Raw genomic sequence first — 22,937 nt, forward strand, 5'->3', positions numbered from 1 at the left:
ATTACGCGGCAGAACCGCAGAGGAAAATGCTGATTAAGAAATTATTTTCAGCGTGATCTAAGAAATAACGAAAACTTATTACCCGGCTGCCCTGGCCCACAATCGCCTGACACTTTTCTTTTCTGGCGTAATTAACCAGTAAATCGCTGAGACGCATTCGATTATGCTAAAGAGCAGGTGATATATCCTGTATCCTCGTGAGATACCTTCCCGATAAAGTCTTTAATTTTCAACACAATAAAATCAAAGACCCGCAGAATCAGTGCTCATTCCCGGGTCGATTGCCTCCTCAGCCACTACGGCGCTGTTCATTACGCTGCCTGACCGTTAAATAACAGGATATCTTCCTCTGGCACCACTAAGAATACCCCTGCATTGAAGGTTGACATCCCTGAGTGATTCCAGTACCAATATGTACAGCACAACATTTTATAAGGTTTGAATCCATGTTTCGTTCTGTTCGCCTTCTCGGTCTACTACTAAACGCACTCAGCTTGCGCGGTAGACTTGTGGGCGGAATCAAACACTGATTCAAACCTGCTGAAAGTTAAAAACCCGCGCCTGTCGCGGGTTTTTTTATGCTCGTTGCCAGGCCAGAAAAAGCATAAGGATGATTACGATGAGCCAGCAAGTCATTATTTTCGATACCACTCTGCGCGACGGTGAGCAGGCATTACAGGCCAGCCTGAGTGTGAAAGAAAAATTGCAGATTGCTTTAGCGCTGGAGCGCATGGGCGTGGATGTGATGGAAGTCGGTTTCCCGGTCTCCTCACCGGGCGACTTTGAGTCTGTGCAGACCATTGCGCGCACCATTAAAAACAGTCGGGTTTGCGGTCTGGCACGCTGTGTGGAAAAAGATATTGATGCGGCGTACGAATCACTGCGCGTTGCCGAAGCCTTCCGTATTCATACCTTTATCGCTACCTCACCGATGCACATCGCCACCAAACTGCGCAGCACGCTGCCGGAAGTGATTGAGCGTGCGGTGCATATGGTGAAGCGTGCGCGCAATTACACCAGCGACGTTGAGTTCTCCTGCGAAGATGGCGGCCGTACCCCGATTGATGACCTGTGCCGGATGGTAGAAGCCACGATTAACGCCGGTGCCACCACCATCAACATCCCGGATACCGTTGGCTACACCCTGCCAGGCGAGTATGCCCACATCATCGGCGAGCTGATGAATCGCGTTCCTAACATCGACAAAGCAATTATCTCTGTTCACACCCACGATGACCTGGGTATGGCAACCGGCAACGCCCTGGCTGCCGTACAGGCGGGCGCGCGTCAGGTGGAAGGAACGATGAATGGCCTGGGTGAACGTGCCGGTAACTGTGCGCTGGAAGAGGTGATCATGGCGATTAAAACCCGCCAGCAGATCATGAACGTGCATACCAATATCAATCATCAGGAAATCTACCGTACCAGCCAGATGGTCAGCCAGATCTGCAACATGCCGATCCCGGCGAACAAGGCAGTGGTCGGCTCTAACGCCTTCGCTCACTCCTCGGGTATCCATCAGGATGGCGTGCTGAAGAACCGCGAGAACTATGAAATCCTGACGCCGGAATCGATCGGCTTACACAAAATCCAGCTGAACCTGACCTCACGTTCTGGCCGCGCGGCGGTAAAACATCGTATGGAAGAGATGGGCTATGCCGAGCAGGATTACAATCTGGATACGCTGTATGACGCCTTCCTGAAACTGGCCGATAAAAAAGGGCAGGTTTTCGATTACGACCTGGAAGCGCTGGCCTTCATCAACAAGCAGAATGAAGAGCCGGAACATTTCCAGCTGCACGAATTTAACGTCCAGACCGGTTCCAGCATCACCGCCACCGCCTCTGTCAATCTGGGCTGCGGCGATGTCGCTAAATCGGATGCAGCCACCGGTAATGGCCCGGTTGACGCGGTCTACCAGGCGATTAACCGTATCACCCAGTTCGACGCTGAGCTGGTTAACTACAAGCTGACCGCGAAAGGCCACGGCGAGAATGCGCTGGGTCAGGTCGATATCGTCGTGAGCTACAACGGCCGCAAGTTCCACGGCATTGGTCTGGCGACCGATATTGTGGAGTCCTCCGCCAAAGCGATGGTCAACGCTCTGAACAATATCTGGCGTGCCCGTCAGGTTGAACAAGAATTGCAGCGCAAATTTAAAGATCAGAAGGAAACCGTATAACCATGTCCAGCTCATCTCATATCGCAGTTTTACCCGGTGATGGTATCGGCCCGGAAGTGATGGCGCAGGCTATGAAAGTGCTGGATGCCATTCGTCAGCGCTTTGATATGCAGATCACCACCCAGGAGTATGCGGTCGGCGGCATTGCTATCGATCAGCATGGCGAACCCCTGCCACCCGCAACGGTTGCAGGCTGCGAGCAGGCCGACGCGATCCTGTTTGGTTCCGTTGGCGGCCCGAAGTGGGAGCACTTACCGCCGGCATCGCAGCCGGAGCGCGGTGCGCTGCTGCCGCTGCGCAAACATTTTAAGCTGTTCAGTAACCTGCGTCCGGCTGCACTCTACAGCGGACTGGAGGCGTTTTGCCCGCTGCGCGCCGACATTGCTGCCAAAGGCTTCGACATTCTGTGCGTGCGTGAACTGACCGGCGGCATCTACTTTGGTCAGCCGAAAGGACGTGAAGGCAGCGGCCCGGAAGAGCGTGCATTTGATACCGAGGTTTATCACCGTTTCGAAATTGAGCGCATCGCCCGCATCGCGTTTGAATCGGCGCGCAAACGCCGTAACAAAGTCACCTCGGTTGATAAAGCCAACGTGCTGCAGACCTCGGTGATGTGGCGTGAAATCGTCAACGAAGTGGCCAAAGAGTACCCGGACGTGCAGCTGAGCCACATCTATATCGACAACGCCACTATGCAGTTGATCAAAGACCCGTCGCAGTTTGACGTGCTGCTCTGCTCCAACCTGTTCGGCGATATTCTCTCTGATGAGTGCGCCATGATCACCGGCTCGATGGGGATGCTGCCTTCCGCCAGCCTGAATGAAGCGGGCTTTGGCCTGTTCGAACCCGCGGGTGGCTCGGCGCCGGATATCGCCGGTCAGAATATTGCCAACCCGGTCGCCCAGATCCTGTCGCTGTCGCTGCTGCTGCGTTACAGCCTGAATGCCGATGAGGCTGCCGACAGTATCGAACGCGCCATCAGCCGTGCGCTGGAACAGGGCTACCGCACCAAAGATTTAGCCGGTGATGGCCCAGCGGTCAGCACAGATGAGATGGGCAGCATCATTGCCCGCTTTATCGCCGAGGAAAAATAAAAAAATGAAAACCTTATACCAGAAGTTATTTGATGCACATGTCGTCCACGAAACGCCAGAAGAAACACCGTTACTCTACATTGATCGCCATCTGATCCATGAGGTGACCTCGCCCCAGGCCTTTGATGGTCTGCGCGCCCACGGACGTAAAGTCCGTCAGCCGGGCAAAACTTTTGCCACCATGGATCACAACGTCTCAACCCAGACCAAAGATATCAATGCGTCGGGCGAGATGGCGCGTATTCAGATGCAGGAGCTGATGAAGAACTGCGCTGAGTTTGGCGTACAGCTGTATGACCTGAATCATCCGTTCCAGGGCATCGTCCACGTTATCGGTCCTGAGCAGGGCATGACGCTGCCGGGCATGACGATTGTGTGCGGCGACTCGCACACCGCCACGCACGGTGCGTTTGGCTCGCTGGCCTTTGGTATCGGCACCTCTGAAGTTGAACATGTGTTTGCTACCCAGACCCTGAAACAGGGTCGGGCAAAAACCATGAAGATTGAAGTACTGGGCCAGGCGTCAACCGGCATTACGGCTAAAGATATCGTGCTGGCGATCATCGGCAAAACCGGCAGCGCAGGCGGAACCGGCTATGTGGTCGAATTCTGCGGTCCGGCGATTCAGGCGCTGAGCATGGAAGGTCGTATGACCCTGTGCAACATGGCGATTGAGATGGGTGCGAAAGCGGGCCTGGTGGCACCGGATGAGACCACCTTCAACTATCTGAAAGGTCGTCAGTTCTCGCCGCAGGGTGAGAAATGGGAGCAGGCCGTTGATTACTGGCGCACCCTGAAGTCTGATGAAGGCGCGAAATATGATGCGGTAGTAACGCTGCATGCTGAAGAGATTGCACCGCAGGTCACCTGGGGCACCAATCCGGGTCAGGTTATTGCCGTTGATCAGGTGATACCAAATCCGGCCTCGTTCGCCGATCCGGTTGAGCGCGCCTCAGCCGAAAAAGCCCTGGCCTACATGAACCTGCAGCCAGGCATCAAACTGACTGATGTGGCGATTGATAAAGTGTTTATCGGCTCCTGCACCAACTCACGCATCGAAGATCTGCGTGCCGCCGCCGCCATCGCCAAAGGCCGCAAAGTCGCGCCTGGCGTGGTCGCCATGGTGGTGCCGGGTTCCGGCCCGGTGAAAGCGCAGGCCGAAGCGGAAGGTCTGGACAAAATCTTCCTTGAAGCGGGCTTTGAATGGCGTCTGCCAGGCTGCTCAATGTGTCTGGCGATGAACAATGACCGCCTGAATCCGGGCGAGCGTTGCGCGTCAACCAGCAACCGTAACTTTGAAGGCCGTCAGGGCCGTGGTGGACGTACCCATCTGGTCAGCCCGGCAATGGCCGCGGCGGCTGCCGTAACCGGCCACTTTGCCGACATCCGTGAACTGACGACAGGAGCTTAAGTCATGGCGAATAAATTTACTCAGCACACCGGCATTGTTGCGCCGCTGGATGCCGCGAACGTCGATACCGACGCGATCATTCCCAAGCAGTTTTTGCAGAAGGTCACCCGCACCGGTTTTGGACAGCATCTGTTCCACGACTGGCGCTTTGAAGATGACGCGGGCACCGTGCCAACGCCCGGCTTTGTGCTGAACAAGCCTGAGTTCAAAGGCACCAGCATCCTGCTGGCGCGTGAAAACTTTGGCTGCGGCTCTTCACGTGAACATGCGCCCTGGGCGCTGACCGATTTCGGTTTTCACGTGGTGATTGCGCCGAGCTTCGCGGATATCTTTTATGGCAACAGCTTCAATAACCAGCTGCTGCCGGTGAAGTTAAGCGAAGAGGAAGTGGATGAGCTGTTCAGACTGGTTGCGGCCCAGCCCGGCATCAGCTTTACGGTAGACCTGGAGGCGCAGACGGTCACCGCTGGCGATAAAGTCTATTCGTTCGAGCTCGACAGCTTCCGCCGCCACTGCATGATTAACGGCCTGGACAGCATCGGCCTGACGCTGCAGCACGAAGCCTCCATTTCGCAGTATGAGCAGAATCAGCCCGCCTTCCTGCGCTGATTGAGTTAAAGCAGGGCGACATCAGGTCGTAATGCTGATCAGTTAAGATTAGATTTGTAAAGGCTGTCACGGTCAAACGTGGCAGCTTTTTTTCCGGGCGAGCGAGCCGCAGTGCGGGCCAGCGCACCTCTGCTGCTGCCGGGCCGTCCTCGCGCCGCTCACGCGGTACCTTCGGCTTTGACGTCGTGCCGACGAACCGTTCGGGGATAGGCCCTCCCTGGCCGGCCCCGACCTGTCCACGCTTCCCGGCGTGGACTTCTGGCCCACCGTCACGCCTCAGCGCTGCGGATAGCCCTTTCAGCAGCAGAGGCGCTCAGGCCTCGACTCTCGTGCCCTTTTTAACAGCACGCACCAGAAGCTTAAGAGCAGACTGGTGGCGATCAGGAGCAGGCAATCCGCAGCGCTGAACAGAATGAGTCTGCCAGGAGAGCCCGCAGGACGCGGGCGAAAGGCGGGGCGGCACAGGATGTGCCATCCCCGACGGTCCGTCAGGCAGGCGAATGAAGTGAAGGAACCGCGCAGCGGCGCGAGGACCGCCAGCCCCTGAGCGGCACCAGACTGCGTTATCACCTGTCGCTTAACTGACTGGCATTACGACATCCGGTCGCCCTTCTTCTTTATACGTCGCGCACCCGTGCCGACATCACCAGCGCCACAATAGCCAGCCCGAATGCCAGCCAGTAAACCGCCTCATGTCCCAGTCGCTCACTCAGCGTTCCCTGAATCACCCCAGCCAGAATCATGCCGGTCGAGATCGAGTTGGTGAACATGGTGGTCGCTGCACCAGGCCGTCCTGGCATCAGATCCTGAAACCACAGCATCCCTATGCCAGCAATAATCCCGACAAACACCGCGTTAAACAGCTGCAACACCATCAGCGACGTGCGGGAATTGAACAGCACCAGCCCCAGATAAAACAGTACGCCAGCCGCCACCGCGATCAGCATTAACCGGCGCTTGCCGATACGCCGCGCGTAATGTCCGGCCAGCAGCATCACCGGGATCTCCAGCCCTGCCGCCGTCCCCATTAACAGACCGGCCAGCTTCTCGGGCAGGCCCAGCGTGGTGCTGATATAGAGCGGCATATCGATGATATACATAGTGTTGCAGGTCCACATCGCGACTGAGGCCAGGAACAGTAAACGCACATCCCGATCGCGCCAGCCACTTAGCGGCAGCCCGCCGCTTTGCATAAGGGGCTGCGAACGTGGCACCGACGGCACGGTGAACCAGATCAGCAGGATACAGATCAGAAACAGCGCGGCGGCCACCATAAATAGCGTCACAAAGCCGTAGTTCAGCGCCAGCGCGAAGGAGAGCGGCGGCCCAATCACCCACGCCAGCGACAGCTGTGCACGCATCACCGAACTGAACATCACCGCTTCACGCGCCGACTGATCGGCATATTCCCGCGCCAGCGCAAACAGCTGAGGCATCGAGACGCTGGCCAGCGCCGACAGCAGCACGCCCAGCGTCAGCAAGGTCAGATAGTGGCGGGTAAAAGCAAACAGCAGCGCATTGACCAGCGCCATCAGGCAGCAAAAGAGAATGATATGACGACGATCGCCGACGCTGTCAGAACGCTTTGCCACCAGCATGCTCACCACGATACCGGCCACCGCATTGATGGTGAAAAACAGTCCGACCCAGAAGGGCCGCGCCTGCACCTCGCGCGTCAGAAACAGGCTGAGCGTCGGCGCCTGCAGTGCGCCCGCGATGCCCAGCATGAACGAGGCGACCATAAAAGCGAGGTAAACCGGATTGATGCGGCGCTGCCGCGTTAACAGCGATTTCATACCGAAATCCCTTACAGAACAAACAGAGGGGAAAAAAGAAGGGTAGACGATACCGCGCAACATGAAAAAAGCCAGCAGAGATCATCTGCTGGCGGTGTAAATGCACCCTACTCAGAAAAGCACTCCGCTGAACAGCGAAGTCAGGGTCGAACGCCATTCAGTGCTGAATGCCTCCCGCTCTTCCCATAACGTAAAGTTTGCTCTTAAAATAGGGCAAGAAAAACAGAGCGCTTTTCATCGGGAGTTCCTCTTTTATGTCCTCATCACGTCTGAAGCAGCAGTTCATTCGCCTGTGGCAGAGCTGTCAGGGGCAAACGCAGGAGATTACCCTTAGCGAACTGGCTGACCTGCTGCACTGCTCGCGCCGCCATATGCGCAATCTGCTCAACCGGATGCAGGCCGCGGGCTGGCTAATCTGGCAGGCGGAAGCCGGACGCGGCAAGCGTTCACAGCTTACCTTCTGCTATACCGGACTGGCTTTGCAGCAGCAACGTGCCGAGGATTTGCTGGAGCAGGATCGCATCGATCAGCTGGTCCAGCTGGTGGGCGATAAAAATCAGGTACGGCAGATGATCGCCGCGCATCTGGGCCGCAGTTTCCGTCAGGGCAAGCATATACTGCGGGTGCTCTACTATCGTCCGCTGCTCAATCTGCTGCCCGGTTCGCCGCTGCGGCGCTCCGAAACCCATATTGCGCGACAGATTTTCAACGGCCTGACGCGGATAAATGAGGAAAACGGGGAAATCGAGCCCGATATTGCGCACCACTGGCAGCAGACTTCCCCGCTTCACTGGCGCTTTTTTCTGCGTCCGGCGATTCGCTTTCATCACGGCAGAGAACTGGAGATGGAGGATGTGCTGGCCACGCTTGAGCGTCAGCGCCCTCATCCGCTCTTTTCCCATATCGAGCAGATCGACTCGCCCGCGCCCTGGACGCTGGATATCCGCTTAAGCCAGCCCGACGAGGGATTGCCCTGGCTGCTGGGCAGCGTCAGTGCGATGATCCTGCCGCGCGAATGGCCGACGCTGCACGATTTTGCCCGCCAGCCCGTTGGCACCGGTCCTTACCGGGTGATCCGCAATCAGGAGAGTCAGCTGAAGATCGAAGCGTTTGATGACTATTTTGGTTTTCGCGCGCTGATTGATGATGTCTCTATCTGGGTACTGCCCGACATCAGCGATGAGCTGGTCTATGCCGGTGTCCGCCTGCAGGGCGACGGAGCCGATGAGATTCAGGAGGAGAGCCGTCTTGAAGAGGGCTGCTACTATCTGCTGTTCGACCAGCGTTCAGAGCAGGGACGCAACGAGGCGGTCCGGCGATGGGTCAGCTACCTGTTTAATCCTATCGCCCTGCTCAATCACGCCGGTGTCGGCTACCAGCGCTACTGGTTTCCGGCGTATGGCCTGCTGCCGCGCTGGCATCACCGGCGCGACCTGACGCCAGTGGAAAAACCGCCCGGCTTAACCCACCTGACGCTGACCTGGTACAGCCAGCACGTGGAGCATGAAGGCATCGCTAACGCGCTGCGTCCGCTGCTGGCAGAGCATGGCGTCACGCTGGAGACCCGCGAGATCAGCTACGAAAGCTGGTATCAGGGCGAAGCGGAAAGTGATATCTGGCTTGGCAGCGTGAACTTTACCCTGCCGCTGAATTATTCTCTGTTTGCGCAGCTTTATGAGATCCCGTTGCTGCATCACTGTCTGCCGATCGACTGGCACAGCGATGCGGCCCGCTGGCGCGAGAAAACGCTGCCGCTGGCCGAATGGAGTAAACAGTTAGTCGAAGAAGCGGGTCTGCATCCGCTGTTTCACCACTGGCTGCTGCTTGAAGGTCAGCGCAGCATGCGCGGCGTTCGGATGAATACGCTGGGCTGGTTTGATTTTAAATCCGCCTGGTTCGCGCCACCCGCGCTGTGAGGCTTTCGCCCCGGCGCTGAAATGACTAGAATGTGACGTTCTCAACGGGGTGCCGCCTGCCACCAGCAAGCAGCTGAGAGATACCCGTCGAACCTGATTCGGTTAATACCGACGTAGGGATTTGGGAGGCCTCTGTGCTCAGATCCTTTGCGACTCATCCCCTATTCTCCTGAAGGAGCGCAAAGTGTTAAACAAAGTTCTGCCGGTGCTGCTGTTACTCTCCGCCCCCGTTCTGGCGGCTAAGCCGGTTCTCACGGTCTACACCTACGACTCCTTCTCCGCTGACTGGGGCCCTGGCCCGGCGGTTAAAAAAGCCTTCGAGGCGCAGTGCAACTGCGAGCTGAAATTCGTCACGCTGGAAGATGGCGTGTCGCTGCTGAACCGCGTGCGCATGGAAGGAAAAAACAGCAAAGCCGATCTGGTACTGGGGCTGGATAACAATCTGGTACAGGCGGCGCAAAAAACCGGTCTGTTTGCCGAAAGTCAGGTCGATGCCTCGAAATTAAAACTGCCCGGCGGCTGGCACAACACCACCTTCGTGCCGTTTGATTATGGCTACTTCGCGTTTGTCTATGACAAAACCCGGCTGAAGAATCCGCCAAAAAGCCTGAAAGAGCTGGTCGACAGCCCGGATAAGTGGCGGGTGATCTACGAAGATCCCCGTACCAGCACCCCCGGCTTAGGTCTGCTGTTGTGGATGCAGAAAGTCTATGGCGATCAGGCACCGCAGGCGTGGCAAAAGCTGGCGCAGAAAACCGTGACGGTGACCAAAGGCTGGAGTGAAGCCTATGGCCTGTTCCTCAAGGGCGAAGGCGATCTGGTGCTGAGCTACACCACCTCACCGGCTTACCACATCATCGAAGAGAAAAAAGAGAACTATGCCGCCGCGCCGTTTGCAGAGGGCCACTATCTGCAGGTTGAAGTTGCCGCGCAGTTAGCCAGCAGCAAACAGCCGGCGCTGGCACAGCAATTCATGAAGTTTATGGTGTCACCCGACTTCCAGCGCACTATCCCGACCGGTAACTGGATGTACCCGGTAATCGACACGCCGCTGCCTGCCGGTTTTAGCGCGCTCACTGTGCCCGCCACCGCCCTGCAGTTCTCGCCGGAAGAGGTTGCCAGCCAGCGTTCAGGCTGGATCAGCCAGTGGCAACGCGCCGTCAGCCGCTGATGCCGCGCTGGCTTATCCCCGGTTCGCTCGCCACGCTGCTGTTAATCAGCGTGGCGCTGCTGGCCTTCGGTGCACTCTGGAGCGCCGCGCCAGAGAATGACTGGCGCAGCGTGCTGCAGGATGATTACCTGCATCACGTTATCGCCTTCTCTTTTGGTCAGGCGCTGCTCTCCGCGCTGTTGTCGCTGCTGCCGGCGATACCGCTGGCGCGCGCGCTCTACCGACGCCGTTTCCCTGGCCGTCAGCTGCTGCTGCGTCTGTGCGCCATGACCCTGGTACTGCCGGTGCTGGTGGCGGTATTTGGTCTGCTCACCGTCTATGGTCGTGTCGGCTGGCTGGCGCAGCTGTGCCAGCTGGCAGGGATTGATTACCACTTCTCTCCCTACGGTCTGTCGGGCATTTTGCTGGCGCACGTCTTCTTTAACCTGCCGCTGGCGACCCGCCTGATGCTGCAGGCGCTGGAGAGCATTCCGGCGGAACAGCGTCAGCTGGCGGCACAGCTCGACCTGCGCGGCTGGCACCATTTTCGTCTGCTGGAGTGGCCATGGCTGCGGCGTCAGCTGCTGCCGACCGGCGCGCTGATCTTCATGCTCTGTTTCGCCAGCTTTGCTACCGTGCTCTCGCTGGGCGGCGGCCCGCAGGCGACGACCATCGAGCTGGCGATTTTCCAGGCGCTGAGTTATGACTACGATCCGGGGCGCGCTGCACTGCTGGCGCTGATCCAGCTTGGCTGCTGCGTGACGCTGGTGCTGCTCAGCCAGCGCTTCAGCAAAGCGATTCCCGTCGGAACCAGCCAGCTGAACGGCTGGCGCGATCCGCAGGATTCGCGCGGGGCGCAGCTGGTTGATGCGCTGCTGATCCTGCTGGCGCTGATCCTGCTGCTGCCCCCGCTGGCGGCGGTCATCATCGATGGTCTGCACGGCGGACTGCGCGGCGCGCTGGCGCAGCCTGCACTCTGGCAGGCGACGTTTACCTCACTGCGCATCGCCACCGGCGCCGGTCTGCTCTGTGTGGTGCTGACCATGATGCTGCTGTGGAGCAGTCGCGAGCTGCGCCTGCGTCAGCGCCCGGCGGCGGCAACCCTTATCGACACCAGCGGCATGCTGATTCTGGCGATGCCAGGTATCGTGCTCGCCACCGGCTTTTTCCTGTTGTTTAACGCCACCATTGGTCTGCCGGCGTCGGCGGACGGGCTGGTGATCTTCACCAATGCGCTGATCGCCATTCCCTATGCGCTGAAAGTGCTGGAGAACCCGATGCGTGACGTCGCGGAGCGTTACGGCAGACTCTGTGATTCGCTGGATATCCACGGCTGGAACCGGCTGCGGCTGATTGAACTGCGGGCGCTGAAACGTCCGCTGGCTCAGGCGCTGGCCTTTGCCTGCGTACTGTCGATCGGTGATTTTGGCGTGGTGGCGCTGTTTGGCACTGCCGATTTCCGTACCCTGCCGTTCTACCTTTATCAACAGATCGGTGCCTATCGCGGTGCTGACGGTGCAGTGACCGCGCTGCTGCTGCTGCTGCTCTGTTTGTTGCTGTTCACCCTGATGGAAAAATTACCAGGCCGCCATGCTGACACTGAATAACCTCACGTACCTTTATCAGCATCTGCCGATGCGCTTTAGTCTCAAAGCCACCCGCGGCGAGCGCATCGCGATCCTCGGCCCCAGCGGGGCCGGTAAAAGCACCCTGCTGAGCCTGATTGCCGGTTTCCTGCCGGTGAAACAGGGCACCCTGATGATTGACGGCCAGGAGCACACCCACAGCGTGCCGGCCAGACGGCCGGTTTCGATGCTGTTTCAGGAGAACAACCTGTTTCCGCACCTCAGCGTGCAGCAGAACATGGCGCTGGGATTGCACCCCGGACTGAAGCTGAGCGCCGGGCAGCGCCAGCAGCTTGCAGCGCTGGCCGATCAGGTGGGATTAGGCGATCTGCTGACGCGCCTGCCGGGCGAGCTGTCAGGCGGACAGCGACAGCGCGTGGCGCTGGCACGCTGTCTGCTGCGTGACCGTCCGGTGCTGCTGCTGGATGAGCCTTTTTCTGCGCTGGATCCCGCGCTGCGCGGAGAGATGCTGCAACTGGTGCGTTCGGTGTGTGAAGCGCGCAGCATCACGCTGCTGATGGTGTCGCACAGTCTGGAAGATGCCCAGCAGATTGCGCCGCGCAGCGTGGTGATTGTGGATGGCCGGGTTTACTGGGATGGCGAGACCCGACAGTTACTGTCGGGCGACACGCGGGAGGCCGAAGTGCTTGGCATCCCGCGTCGTTAAGCGATTCAGGCGAAGAAAACCTGCCACAGCAGATGACGGAAAATGGGCATCATCGGATGGAACTGAATGCCGACGAAAGCCGCGACGGCAATCACCAGCCCCAGCGGCCCTGCCCAGCGCAGGCGCTCAGGCGGCAGCCAGGCCGATGCCCAGTCGCGACTCTTGCCGCTGCGCCACCAGCGCCAGCATAACCAGACACCCAGCCAGATCAGCAGTGCTGCGCCGAGTAACAGCCATTTAAAGCTGCCGCCCTGCGCGGCTTTGGGCACATCGATCGCCACACCCGCCAGAATACCGGGCAGCAGATAGAGCGGCGGCCAGAGAATGCAGCCGATAATGTTCGGCGGCAGGAATTTACGCACCGGCAGCTCCAGCATACCGGCCGCCAGCGGGATCAGCGGACGCGTGGGGCCAACAAAGCGTCCGACCAGAATCGTAAACATGCTGTGCTGATGCAGGGCGTGCTCAGTTTTATCCAGCAGGCCTTTATACTTTTGCAGATACTTCCAGCGATGCAGCGGCCCCTGAAATTTCCAGCCGATGCCGTAGGAAACCCAGTCACCAATCAGGCAGCCCGCAAAGCCCGCCGCCCAGGCCGGATAAAGGCCAAGTTCGCCACTGCCGACCAGCGCGCCCAGACTGGCCATCATCACCGTACCTGGCAGCAACAGCCCGACCAGCGCCAGCGACTCCAGAAACGTCACCAGCGCAACGGCAAACAGCGCCCACTCCAGGGACTGCGTAATCAGTTGTTGAATCCAGGCTTCCATAATCATCCTAAGTAAAAGCAGAAGGCTGGATTGTCCTGAGCCAGCCACACAGCGTCAAGGCAAGAATTGTAGGACAATGTTGACAAAAGCGGGTGGCGGGAACTGTATAAATATCCATGTTATACTGAAGCGGTTTTCTCATCCTGAAATGCTGAGTCCGGAGAACATCTGAATATGCCCCGCGCAGGTTTTCTGCTCACCCGCCACTGGCGCGACAGCCCGCATGGCACCGAAATTATCCTCTGGCTCGCGACCGATGCGGGCGCGCAGCGCGTGGTGCTGCCGGTGCAGGAGTCCGTCGCGTTTATTCCTGAGGAATTTCAGGCGCAGGTCAGCGAATTACTGAAAGATGAACGTCAGTTTCGGATTCAGTCGCTGGCGCTGAAAGATTTTCGGCGTCGCCCGGTTTTTGGCCTCTACTGCCAGCAGAACCGCCAGCTACAGCGCATTGAAAAACGGCTGCGCGAAGAGGGTATTCCGGTCTATGAAGCCGATATCCGTCCGCCGGAGCGCTACCTGATGGAGCGTTTTATTACCGCGCCGGTCTGGTTTGACGGCGAGCAGCGCGGTAACAGCGTGGTCAATGCACGGCTCAAACCCCATCCCGACTATCGCCCGCCGCTGAAATGGGTCTCGCTGGACATTGAAACCACACAGCATGGCGAGCTTTACTGCATCGGGCTGGAGGGATGCGGTCAGCGCCAGGTCTTTATGCTCGGCCCGGCCAACGGTGATGCCAGCACGCTGGATTTCGAGCTGATCTATCTCGACAGCCGGCCGCAGTTACTTGAAGCGCTGAACCAGTGGTTTGCAGAGCATGATCCGGATGTCTTAATTGGCTGGAACGTCGTGCAGTTTGACCTGCGGGTATTGCAAAAGCATGCCGATCGTTACGGCATTCCGCTGCGTCTGGGACGCCAGCAGGCCGCGCTGGAGTGGCGTGAACATGGCTTCAAACCCGGCGTATTTTTCGCTCAGGCCAGTGGCCGGTTGATTATTGATGGCATTGACGCGCTGAAATCGGCGTTCTGGGATTTTCCCTCATTCAGCCTCGAGTCCGTGTCGCAGCAACTGCTGGGAGAAGGGAAAGCGATTGATAATCCCTGGCAGCGTATGGAGGAGATCAACTGGCGCTTTGCCAACGATAAACCGGCGCTGGCGCGCTACAACCTGAAAGACTGCGAACTGGTGACGCGCATTTTTCACAAAACGGCGATTATGCCGTTTCTGCTGGAACGCGCGGCGGTCAATGGACTGGCGGTGGATCGCCACGGCGGTTCGGTAGCGGCCTTTGGTCATCTCTATATTCCGCGGATGCATCGCGCCGGGTTTGTCGCCCCGAACATGGGTGATGTGGCCCCGGAAGCCAGTCCTGGCGGTTATGTGATGGATTCGCGCCCCGGCCTGTATGACTCAGTGCTGGTGCTGGATTACAAAAGCCTCTACCCGTCGATTATCCGCACCTTCCTGATTGACCCGGTGGGTCTGGTGGAAGGGCTGGCCCATCCTGATGATGCCGATTCGATTGAGGGTTTCCGTGAAGCGCGTTTTTCGCGGCATACCCACTGCCTGCCTGCGATAGTTGAACAGATCTGGCTGGGTCGCGAAGCGGCGAAAAAGCAGAATAATCAGCCGCTGTCTCAGGCGCTGAAAATCATTATGAACGCCTTTTATGGCGTGCTGGGCACCAGCGCCTGCCGCTTCTTTGATCCGCGGCTCGCCTCCTCTATTACGCTGCGCGGTCACGCCATCATGCAGCAGACCCGCACGCTGATTGAGGCGGAAGGCTACGACGTCATCTATGGCGACACCGACTCCACCTTTGTCTGGCTGAAGTCGGCGCACAGTGAAGAAGATGCCGCCGCGATTGGTCAGCAGCTGGTGCAGAAAGTGAACGCCTGGTGGCGCGACCATCTGCAGCAGACGCAGGGGCTGACCAGCACACTGGAACTGGAGTATGAAAACCACTTCTGCCGTTTTCTGATGCCCACCATTCGCGGCGCGGAACAGGGCAGCAAGAAACGCTACGCCGGACTGATCCGTGACGCCGCCGGTGAGCGCATGGTCTTTAAGGGGCTGGAGTCGGTGCGAACAGACTGGACGCCGCTGGCAAAAGCGTTCCAGCAGCAGCTCTACCACCGTATCTTCCACCGTCAGCCGTGGCAGGATTATATCCGTACAACCGTGGCGCTGTTGCTGGCGGGTGAACTCGACGATCAGCTGATCTACAAAAAGCGGCTGCGGCGTCCGCTGAAAGAATATGAACGAAACGTGCCCCCGCACGTGCGCGCCGCCAGGCTGGCCGATGAGTACAATCGTAAATTAAACCGGCCCTTGCAGTACCAGAATGGTGGCCGGATCCGTTATGTCATCGCCACCGCAGGCCCCGAGCCACTGGAGGCGCGCAGCACGCCGCTGGACTATGACCACTACGTGACGAAGCAACTTCAGCCGGTTGCAGAGGGGATTCTGCCCTTTGTCGAGGGGGACTTTGCTACACTTATTACCGGACAGCTGGGGCTTTTTTGACAGGTGACGAACGTCCTGCCATCCAGTACCATAGCGCCCTTCCTGAAACTCACCGCTCTTAAGTACGCTCCAGGCCTTGTTGTCTGGCGGTAACGCTATTGCCTGAGCTTTGGGAACACCTCTAAAAACGTTAAAATTCGAGCAAAAAATATATGGTTTTTACATTAGGTCAGCGCTGGATTAGTGATACGGAAAGTGAACTGGGACTGGGCACCGTGGTGGCGATCGATACCCGCATGATCACCCTGCTGTTTCCGGCCACGGGGGAAAACCGCCTCTACGCCCGCAACGATTCGCCAGTTACCCGCGTCATCTTTAATCCGGGTGATACCATCACCAGCCACGAAGGCTGGCAGATGCGCGTCGATGAAGTACGCAACGAAAATGACCTGATGACCTATATCGGTACCCGTCTGGATACCGAAGAGAGCGAAGTGATGCTGCGCGAAGTCATGCTCGACAGCAAGCTGGTGTTCAGTAAGCCGCAGGATCGCCTGTTTGCCGGCCAGCTCGACCGGATGGATCGTTTTGCCCTGCGCTTCCGCGCCCGTAAATACCAGAGTGAGCAATATCGTCTGCCAATCAGCGGCTTACGCGGCATGCGCACCAACCTGATCCCTCACCAGCTGCATATCGCCCACGATGTCGGCCGTCGCCATGCGCCGCGCGTCCTGCTGGCCGATGAAGTTGGCCTGGGTAAAACTATTGAAGCCGGGATGATCATCCAGCAGCAGCTGCTGGCTGGCCGCGCCGATCGCGTCCTGATCGTGGTACCTGAAACTTTACAGCATCAGTGGCTGGTCGAAATGCTGCGCCGCTTCAACCTGCGCTTTGCGCTGTTTGATGACGATCGCTATACCGAAGCGCAGCACGACAGCGATAACCCGTTTGAGACGGAGCAGCTGATTATCTGCTCACTGGACTTCGTGCGCCGTAACAAGCAGCGTCTTGAGATGCTGGCCGATGCCGAATGGGATCTGCTGGTGGTCGATGAAGCGCACCATCTGGCCTGGTCAGAAGGCGAGCCCAGCCGTGAATATCAGGTTATCGAACAGCTGGCTGAGAAAACCGCCGGGGTTCTGCTGCTGACTGCAACACCTGAGCAGTTGGGCATGGAGAGTCACTTCGCCCGTCTGCGCCTGCTCGACCCTAATCGTTTCCATGACTTTGCCGCCTTTGTTGAAGAGCAGCAGCATTTCCGTCCGATTGCCGATGCCGTCACGGCGCTGCTGGCCGATAAAGCGATCTCCCAGGAGGAGATGAACCGGATCAACGATCTGGTCGGCGAGCAGGATATTGAGCCACTGCTGCAGGTCGCCAACAGCGACCGTGACGGCAAGCTGGAGGCGCGTCAGGAGCTGATCTCCATGCTGATGGACCGCCACGGCACCAGCCGCGTGCTGTTCCGTAACACCCGTAACGGGGTTAAAGGCTTCCCGAAACGCGAACTGCACCAGATCCGCCTGCCGCTGCCTGCGCAGTATCAGACGGCGATTAAAGTCTCCGGCATTATGGGCGCGCGCAAAAATGCAGAAGAGCGGGCGCGTGACCTGCTCTATCCGGAGCAGATTTATCAGGAATTTGAAGGCGACAGCGGCACCTGGTGGAACTTCGATCCGCGCGTGGAATGGCTGATGGGCTATCTCACCACCAACCGCAAAGAGAAAGTGCTGGTGATCTGCGCCAAAGCGGCCACCGCGCTGCAACTGGAGCAGGTACTGCGTGAACGCGAAGGTATACGTGCAGCGGTGTTCCACGAAGGCCTGTCGATCATTGAACGTGACCGTGCCGCCGCCTGGTTCGCCTCAGAAGAGAATGGCGCGCAGGTGCTGTTGTGCTCCGAGATCGGTTCTGAAGGCCGTAACTTCCAGTTTGCCAGCCGTCTGGTGATGTTCGACCTGCCGTTTAACCCGGACCTGCTGGAGCAGCGTATCGGTCGTCTGGATCGTATCGGTCAGGCACACGACATTCAGATTCTGGTACCGTGGCTGGAGCAGACCGCACAGGCGGTGCTGCTGCGCTGGTATCACGAAGGGCTGGACGCGTTTGAACACACCTGCCCGACCGGCCGGACAATCTATGACAGCGTCCATTCGCAACTGATCGGCTATCTGGCCGCGCCGGAAAACAGCGAAGGTTTTGATGCGTTTATCACCGACTGCCGTAAACAGCATGACGCGCTGAAACTGCAGCTGGAACAGGGTCGCGATCGCCTGCTGGAGCTGAACTCCAACGGCGGCGAATCGGCTCAGCTACTGGCCAATGCCATCAGCGAGCAGGATAACGACACCGGTCTGGTGAACTTCGCGCTTAACCTGTTTGATATCGTTGGTATCAATCAGGAAGATCGCAGCGATAACCTGATTGTGCTGACCCCTTCCGACCACATGCTGGTGCCCGATTTCCCTGGCCTGCCGGAAGATGGCTGCACCATCACCTTCAACCGCGATCAGGCGCTGTCGCGCGAAGATACCCAGTTCATTACCTGGGAACATCCGCTGATCCGCAACGGTCTGGATCTGATTCTGTCGGGCGATACCGGCAGCAGCGCACTGTCACTGCTGAAGAACAAGGCGCTGCCGGTGGGGACGCTGCTGGTCGAGCTGATCTATGTGGTTGAAGCACAGGCACCGAAGCATCTGCAACTGACCCGGTTCCTGCCGCCAACGCCAATCCGTCTGCTGATGGATACCAAAGGCACTAACCTGGCGGACAAAGTGGAGTTCGAAAGCTTTAACCGTCAGCTGAATGCGGTAAACCGTCATACCGCCAGTAAACTGGTGAATGCGGTGCAGCAGGATGTGCATGCGATTCTGACCCAGGGCGAAGAGAGCGTGGTCAGCGAAGCGCGTGCGGTGATTGATGCAGCACGTGCCGAAGCGAACGAGAAGCTGGGCGCAGAACTCTCCCGTCTCAACGCGCTGAAAGCGGTGAATCCGAACATCCGTGACGATGAAGTCGAGGCGCTGGAAAGCAACCGTGAACAGGTGCTGGAAAGTCTCGATCAGGCCAACTGGCGTCTCGACGCACTGCGCCTGATTGTGGTGACACACCAGTAAGCTCAGGGGCCGCATGGCCCCTTATTTTTGGAAAGCCCCATGGAACCTTACAATCCACCGCGTGAACCCTGGCTGCACATCCTTTATCAGGATGCGCACATCATGGTGGTGAACAAACCCAGCGGTCTGCTCTCGGTACCCGGTCGGCTGGACGAACATAAAGATAGCGTGATGACGCGGGTTCAGCGTGATTTCCCGCAGGCTGAATCTGTCCACCGACTGGATATGGCGACCAGCGGCGTGATGGTCGTGGCGCTGACTAAGGCTGCTGAGCGCGAGCTGAAACGACAGTTCCGTGAGCGGGAGCCTTCCAAGACTTACGTGGCCTGCATCTGGGGTCATCCGGCGAAGGAAGAGGGATTGGTTGACCTGCCGCTGATTTGCGACTGGCCAAATCGTCCGAAGCAGATGGTCTGCTTCGAGACCGGCAAAGCCGCGCAGACGGAATATCAGGTGCTGGAATATCGTGCGGATAACAGTGCGCGTGTTTCGCTGAAACCGATTACCGGCCGCTCACACCAGCTGCGGGTGCATATGCTGGCGCTGGGCCATCCGATTCTGGGGGATAACTTCTATGCGCATCCGGAGGCCAAAGCGATGGCGCCCCGTTTACTGCTGCATGCGGAGTCACTGACCATTACCCATCCGGCATTTGGTAACGCCATGACGTTTCGTCAGCCCGCCGATTTTTAAGGTTTACTGCTCGCCTGTCACCGTGGCCTCCTCTGTTGCAGAAGCGGCCACGGAACATGGTGTTTACTTAAAGCCTTTCTCTTTGCGAATCAGATCGTACGCCGCCTGAATTTCCTGCGCTTTCTGCTTCGCCATCTCCATCATCTCTGGCGGTAACCCTTTCGCTACCAGCTTGTCAGGATGATGTTCGCTCATGAGTTTGCGGTAGGCGCGTTTGATGGTGGTGGCGTCGTCGCTGCTCTTCACACCCAGCACGCTACAGGCATCTTCCAGCGTTGGCCCGCGTTGCGCCTGCTGAAAACCGCCTGAACTGCGCTGACCACCGCCAAACTGCTGGCCACCTTCCATCATGCGCAGGAACTGATCGAACTGACCGCGTGAAATGCCCAGCTCTTCGGCAATCACATAGAGCACCTGTCGCTCATTAGGATGCAGTGAACCGTCGGCAAAGGCGGCCTGAATCTGGATCTCCAGGAACATCCGAATCAGATCAAACCGGCCAAAACAGGCGCTGCGCAGTTCACGCAGTTTGCTGCGTAACGGGTAATCCGCCTGCTTGCCTTCGCGGAACGCGCGCTGGGCAGCCGTACGAGAGTCACCGTGCAGTTGCATCCGCTCCATTAACAGCGAAGCAATCTGAATATCTGCTTCCGTGACGCGCCCTTTTGACTTGGTCAGATGGCCCATCACCTGAAAGGTGGTGCTGAAAAACAGCGTTTGTCGGGTCTGATTATTTGAGAAGTAAGCCTTGCCTTGCGCGCCGCGTACTTTGTCAATCATATGGCCAATGATCAAACCGATCACAATACCCCAAAAGCCTGCGCCGGAAAGTAATCCCACCGCCAGACCCACAACTTTTCCCCAGTAGCGCATAAACTCCTCAATTCGCCATGCTTGCGGCTGAAAATTGCATTATCATACCTGTCATTTATCTCAGCGCCTAACGGCAACGCTGACTGACCAGGATTAACACTGGCGCAACGCCGGGCAGTAAGTTAGTCTCTGACCCGATTGTCGGCATGATGCCAGTTTTCATGGAATTCTCGATACCGCGTATGAAAAAACATATACCTACCCTGCTGGCCACACTGATCGGCGCAGCCATTAGCCAGCAAGCCTTTGCCGACGATTTGATGTCGCAGTGTATGTTAGGCGTGCCGAGTTATAACCGCCCGCTGGTGAATGGCGATACGAATCAGATGCCCGTCACCATTCACTCCGACGCCGCCAAAGGGAACTATCCCAACGATGCGGTATTCACCGGTAATGTGAATATTGAGCAGGGCAACAGCCGTATGCAGGCGGATGAAGTCCAGCTTCATCAGCGTCAGCAGGAAGGCCAGACCGCGCCCGTACGTACCGTCGATGCGCTGGGTAATGTGCACTACGATGACAATCAGGTCATCCTGAAAGGTCCGAAAGCCTGGTCAAACCTCAACAGCAAAGATACCAACGTCTGGAATGGTCAGTACCAGATGGTAGATCGTCAGGGACGCGGCGTCGCAGATCAGATGAAGCTGCGCGGCGATAACCGCTACACCATTCTGGAAAACGGTACCTTTACCTCCTGTCTGCCCGGCTCCAACAGCTGGAGCGTGGTGGGTTCAGAAGTAATCCAGGATCGCGAAGAGGAAGTGGCGGAGATCTGGAATGCCCGCTTCAAAATCGGATCTGTTCCGGTGTTCTACAGCCCCTATCTGCAATTACCGATTGGCGATCGTCGCCGCTCCGGTTTCCTGATCCCGAATGCAAAATATGGCAGCAACAACGGCTTTGAGTTCATGCTGCCCTATTACTGGAACATCGCGCCGCAGGCCGATGCGACCATCACGCCGCACTACATGAGTAAGCGCGGCATGCAGTTCCAGAACGAATTCCGTTATCTGACCACGCTGGGTGCAGGTCTGGTTGAATTCGACTACCTCGGCTCGGACAAACAGTACGATAACGACAAAGCGGTGCGCGGCATTGCCGAAAATGACAGCTCCGATCGCTGGCTGTTCTACTGGCGTCATGCCGGTGTCTATGACCAGAACTGGCGTTTCAGCGCGGACTACACCAAGGTCAGTGATAAGTACTACTTCAACGATCTCGACTCGAAGTACTACAGCTCCACCGACAACTACGCCACGCAGAAATTCAGCATCGGCTATGCGGACACCAACTGGGACGCCACGCTCTCCACCAAAGATTTCCAGGTGTTCGGCGATACCACCAGCAATAACGTCTACCGCGCCATGCCGCAGCTGGACGTCAATCTCTATCAGAACGATATCGGCCCGTTTGATGGCCGGGTTTATGCCCAGGCGGTGAAGTTCACCAATGTCAGCAGCCGCTATCCCGAAGCGACCCGTTTACATGTTGAGCCAACGCTGAACCTGCCACTGTCAAACGGCTGGGCCAGCCTGGATACCGAAGCGAAGTTCCTGGCGACCCATTACCAGCAAACTAACGTTGATTATTACAACAATAACTTTGCGAACAATAACGGCAAAAGTGGCGATCTGGATGAGTCTGTCAACCGCACCCTGCCGCAATTTAAAGTTGATGGCCGTCTGGTGTTTGACCGCGATATGAACTCGGCGGTGGGTTATACCCAGACGCTGGAACCGCGCGTGCAGTACCTTTATATCCCGTATCGTAATCAGAGCAATATCTATCCGTACGACTCAACGCTGCTGCAAACCGACTACACCGGTCTGTTCCGCGATCGTACTTATAGCGGCCTGGATCGCATCGCTTCCGCCAATGAAGTGGCTACCGGCGTCACCTCGCGTATTTATGATAACGATCTGGTTGAACGTTTTAACGTTTCTGTAGGTCAAATCTACTCGTTTACCCCTTCTCGTACTGGTGTGAATCAAACCAGTAAAGAAGATGATACCGGCAGCCTGATCTGGGCTGGCGATACATACTGGAAAATCAGCGATCGCTGGGGCGTCCGTGGTGGGCTGCAATATGACACCAAACTCGACAACGTCTCCCAGGGCAATACCGTACTGGAATACCGTCGTGATGCCGACCGCATGGTGCAGCTGAGCTACCGTTACAGCAGCCCGGAGTATGTTGCGACCGCGCTGAACGATAGCAGCCTGGTCACGAATCCTATCTACAAAAATGGGATTTCACAGGTAGGTACCACGGCCAGCTGGCCGATTGCCGACGCATGGTCTGTGGTAGGCGCTTACTACTACGATACCCGCAACACGCGTCCGGCTTCACAACTGGTTGGCCTGCAATACAGCTCATGCTGTTACGCTATCCGGGTCGGTTACGAACGCAAAATTAACGGTTGGGAAAACAACGACAGTAAGTACGACAACCAAATCTCATTCAACATTGAGCTGCGTGGTCTGAGTCCGAACTATGGCTTAGGCACCAACGATATGCTGCGTCAGGGCATTATCCCTTACCAGCCTGCTTTCTGATGTTGTGA

The 22,937-nt window shown here is 57.5% G+C and carries 16 protein-coding genes and 1 riboswitch; of the genes, 13 read left to right on the forward strand and 3 right to left on the reverse strand.

The window, feature by feature from the left end; genetic code table 11:
- The first annotated feature begins 446 nt into the window (after positions 1-446).
- From leuL to leuD, 5 genes are all read left to right on the forward strand, one after another.
- The gene (gene leuL, locus OK412_RS23540; protein WP_099257765.1) at positions 447-530 is read left to right on the forward strand and encodes a leu operon leader peptide; all 84 of its coding nucleotides are present in this window, start codon (positions 447-449) and stop codon (positions 528-530) included.
- An 89-nt stretch (positions 531-619) separates the two neighbouring features.
- Positions 620-2,182, forward strand: coding sequence for a 2-isopropylmalate synthase (gene leuA, locus OK412_RS14710; protein ID WP_010253843.1), 1,563 nt, complete (start codon positions 620-622; stop codon positions 2,180-2,182).
- Positions 2,183-2,184: 2 nt separating this feature from the next.
- A complete protein-coding gene (leuB, locus tag OK412_RS14715; RefSeq protein ID WP_022625403.1) occupies positions 2,185-3,276 on the forward strand; it encodes a 3-isopropylmalate dehydrogenase in 1,092 nt (363 codons plus the stop codon).
- A gap of 4 nt (positions 3,277-3,280) precedes the next feature.
- Entirely contained in the window at positions 3,281-4,687 is a 1,407-nt protein-coding gene (gene leuC / locus OK412_RS14720; protein ID WP_010671818.1) for a 3-isopropylmalate dehydratase large subunit, read from the forward strand.
- Positions 4,688-4,690: 3 nt separating this feature from the next.
- On the forward strand, positions 4,691-5,296 hold the full coding sequence (gene leuD, locus OK412_RS14725; protein ID WP_008925570.1) for a 3-isopropylmalate dehydratase small subunit: 606 nt from the start codon (positions 4,691-4,693) through the stop codon (positions 5,294-5,296).
- 617 nt (positions 5,297-5,913) lie between these two features.
- Here the strand turns inward: leuD and OK412_RS14730 are convergent.
- Positions 5,914-7,092 (reverse strand): MFS transporter, encoded by a 1,179-nt coding sequence (locus OK412_RS14730; protein ID WP_022625401.1) that lies wholly within the window; start codon positions 7,090-7,092, stop codon positions 5,914-5,916.
- Positions 7,093-7,346: 254 nt separating this feature from the next.
- Between OK412_RS14730 and sgrR the strand changes: the two genes are divergently transcribed.
- The 4 genes from sgrR to thiQ all read left to right on the forward strand — a co-directional run bounded on the left by sgrR (position 7,347) and on the right by thiQ (position 12,450).
- Positions 7,347-9,008 (forward strand): HTH-type transcriptional regulator SgrR, encoded by a 1,662-nt coding sequence (sgrR, locus tag OK412_RS14735; protein WP_033770955.1) that lies wholly within the window; start codon positions 7,347-7,349, stop codon positions 9,006-9,008.
- 35 nt (positions 9,009-9,043) lie between these two features.
- A riboswitch (TPP riboswitch) is annotated at positions 9,044-9,146 on the forward strand.
- Positions 9,147-9,192: 46 nt separating this feature from the next.
- Entirely contained in the window at positions 9,193-10,179 is a 987-nt protein-coding gene (thiB, locus tag OK412_RS14740) for a thiamine ABC transporter substrate binding subunit (protein WP_264353286.1), read from the forward strand.
- Complete coding sequence (gene thiP, locus OK412_RS14745; protein WP_264353287.1) at positions 10,155-11,765, forward strand: thiamine/thiamine pyrophosphate ABC transporter permease ThiP; 1,611 nt, start codon at positions 10,155-10,157, stop codon at positions 11,763-11,765. Before thiB ends, thiP begins: the two co-directional genes overlap by 25 nt.
- Entirely contained in the window at positions 11,749-12,450 is a 702-nt protein-coding gene (thiQ, locus tag OK412_RS14750; protein ID WP_010671815.1) for a thiamine ABC transporter ATP-binding protein ThiQ, read from the forward strand. The genes thiP and thiQ overlap by 17 nt, the downstream gene beginning before the upstream one ends.
- Positions 12,451-12,455: 5 nt before the next feature.
- On the opposite strand, the gene OK412_RS14755 is transcribed toward thiQ, so the two are convergent.
- Positions 12,456-13,220 (reverse strand): DedA family protein, encoded by a 765-nt coding sequence (locus tag OK412_RS14755; protein ID WP_010253821.1) that lies wholly within the window; start codon positions 13,218-13,220, stop codon positions 12,456-12,458.
- 168 nt (positions 13,221-13,388) lie between these two features.
- On the opposite strand from OK412_RS14755, the gene polB reads away from it, so the two are divergent.
- The 3 genes from polB to rluA all read left to right on the forward strand — a co-directional run bounded on the left by polB (position 13,389) and on the right by rluA (position 19,501).
- A complete protein-coding gene (gene polB, locus OK412_RS14760) occupies positions 13,389-15,749 on the forward strand; it encodes a DNA polymerase II (protein WP_264353355.1) in 2,361 nt (786 codons plus the stop codon).
- Positions 15,750-15,901: 152 nt separating this feature from the next.
- Complete coding sequence (gene rapA, locus OK412_RS14765; RefSeq protein WP_264353288.1) at positions 15,902-18,808, forward strand: RNA polymerase-associated protein RapA; 2,907 nt, start codon at positions 15,902-15,904, stop codon at positions 18,806-18,808.
- Between the two features lie 39 nt (positions 18,809-18,847).
- Positions 18,848-19,501: a bifunctional tRNA pseudouridine(32) synthase/23S rRNA pseudouridine(746) synthase RluA gene (rluA, locus tag OK412_RS14770; RefSeq protein WP_010253813.1), complete on the forward strand. Its 654-nt coding sequence runs from the start codon at positions 18,848-18,850 to the stop codon at positions 19,499-19,501.
- Positions 19,502-19,564: 63 nt separating this feature from the next.
- Here the strand turns inward: rluA and djlA are convergent, their stop codons facing one another.
- Positions 19,565-20,374, reverse strand: coding sequence for a co-chaperone DjlA (djlA, locus tag OK412_RS14775; protein WP_010253811.1), 810 nt, complete (start codon positions 20,372-20,374; stop codon positions 19,565-19,567).
- A 182-nt stretch (positions 20,375-20,556) separates the two neighbouring features.
- Between djlA and lptD the strand changes: the two genes are divergently transcribed.
- Positions 20,557-22,929: an LPS assembly protein LptD gene (gene lptD / locus OK412_RS14780; protein WP_010253807.1), complete on the forward strand. Its 2,373-nt coding sequence runs from the start codon at positions 20,557-20,559 to the stop codon at positions 22,927-22,929.
- Positions 22,930-22,937 lie beyond the last annotated feature (8 nt).

Origin of the sequence: Pantoea sp. JV6 (assembly GCF_025910055.1) — a bacterium.
GTDB classification, from domain to species: domain Bacteria; phylum Pseudomonadota; class Gammaproteobacteria; order Enterobacterales; family Enterobacteriaceae; genus Pantoea; species Pantoea agglomerans.

What these genes read in the sequence shown, in the direction of transcription:
- leuL (WP_099257765.1), top strand. Translation starts at nt 447, where the DNA reads ATGTTTCGTTCTGTTCGCCTTCTCGGTCTACTACTAAACGCACTCAGC.
- leuA (WP_010253843.1), top strand. Translation starts at nt 620, where the DNA reads ATGAGCCAGCAAGTCATTATTTTCGATACCACTCTGCGCGACGGTGAG.
- leuB (WP_022625403.1), top strand. Translation starts at nt 2,185, where the DNA reads ATGTCCAGCTCATCTCATATCGCAGTTTTACCCGGTGATGGTATCGGC.
- leuC (WP_010671818.1), top strand. Translation starts at nt 3,281, where the DNA reads ATGAAAACCTTATACCAGAAGTTATTTGATGCACATGTCGTCCACGAA.
- leuD (WP_008925570.1), top strand. Translation starts at nt 4,691, where the DNA reads ATGGCGAATAAATTTACTCAGCACACCGGCATTGTTGCGCCGCTGGAT.
- OK412_RS14730 (WP_022625401.1), bottom strand. Translation starts at nt 7,092, where the DNA reads ATGAAATCGCTGTTAACGCGGCAGCGCCGCATCAATCCGGTTTACCTC.
- sgrR (WP_033770955.1), top strand. Translation starts at nt 7,347, where the DNA reads ATGTCCTCATCACGTCTGAAGCAGCAGTTCATTCGCCTGTGGCAGAGC.
- thiQ (WP_010671815.1), top strand. Translation starts at nt 11,749, where the DNA reads ATGCTGACACTGAATAACCTCACGTACCTTTATCAGCATCTGCCGATG.
- OK412_RS14755 (WP_010253821.1), bottom strand. Translation starts at nt 13,220, where the DNA reads ATGGAAGCCTGGATTCAACAACTGATTACGCAGTCCCTGGAGTGGGCG.
- rapA (WP_264353288.1), top strand. Translation starts at nt 15,902, where the DNA reads ATGGTTTTTACATTAGGTCAGCGCTGGATTAGTGATACGGAAAGTGAA.
- rluA (WP_010253813.1), top strand. Translation starts at nt 18,848, where the DNA reads ATGGAACCTTACAATCCACCGCGTGAACCCTGGCTGCACATCCTTTAT.
- djlA (WP_010253811.1), bottom strand. Translation starts at nt 20,374, where the DNA reads ATGCGCTACTGGGGAAAAGTTGTGGGTCTGGCGGTGGGATTACTTTCC.
- lptD (WP_010253807.1), top strand. Translation starts at nt 20,557, where the DNA reads ATGAAAAAACATATACCTACCCTGCTGGCCACACTGATCGGCGCAGCC.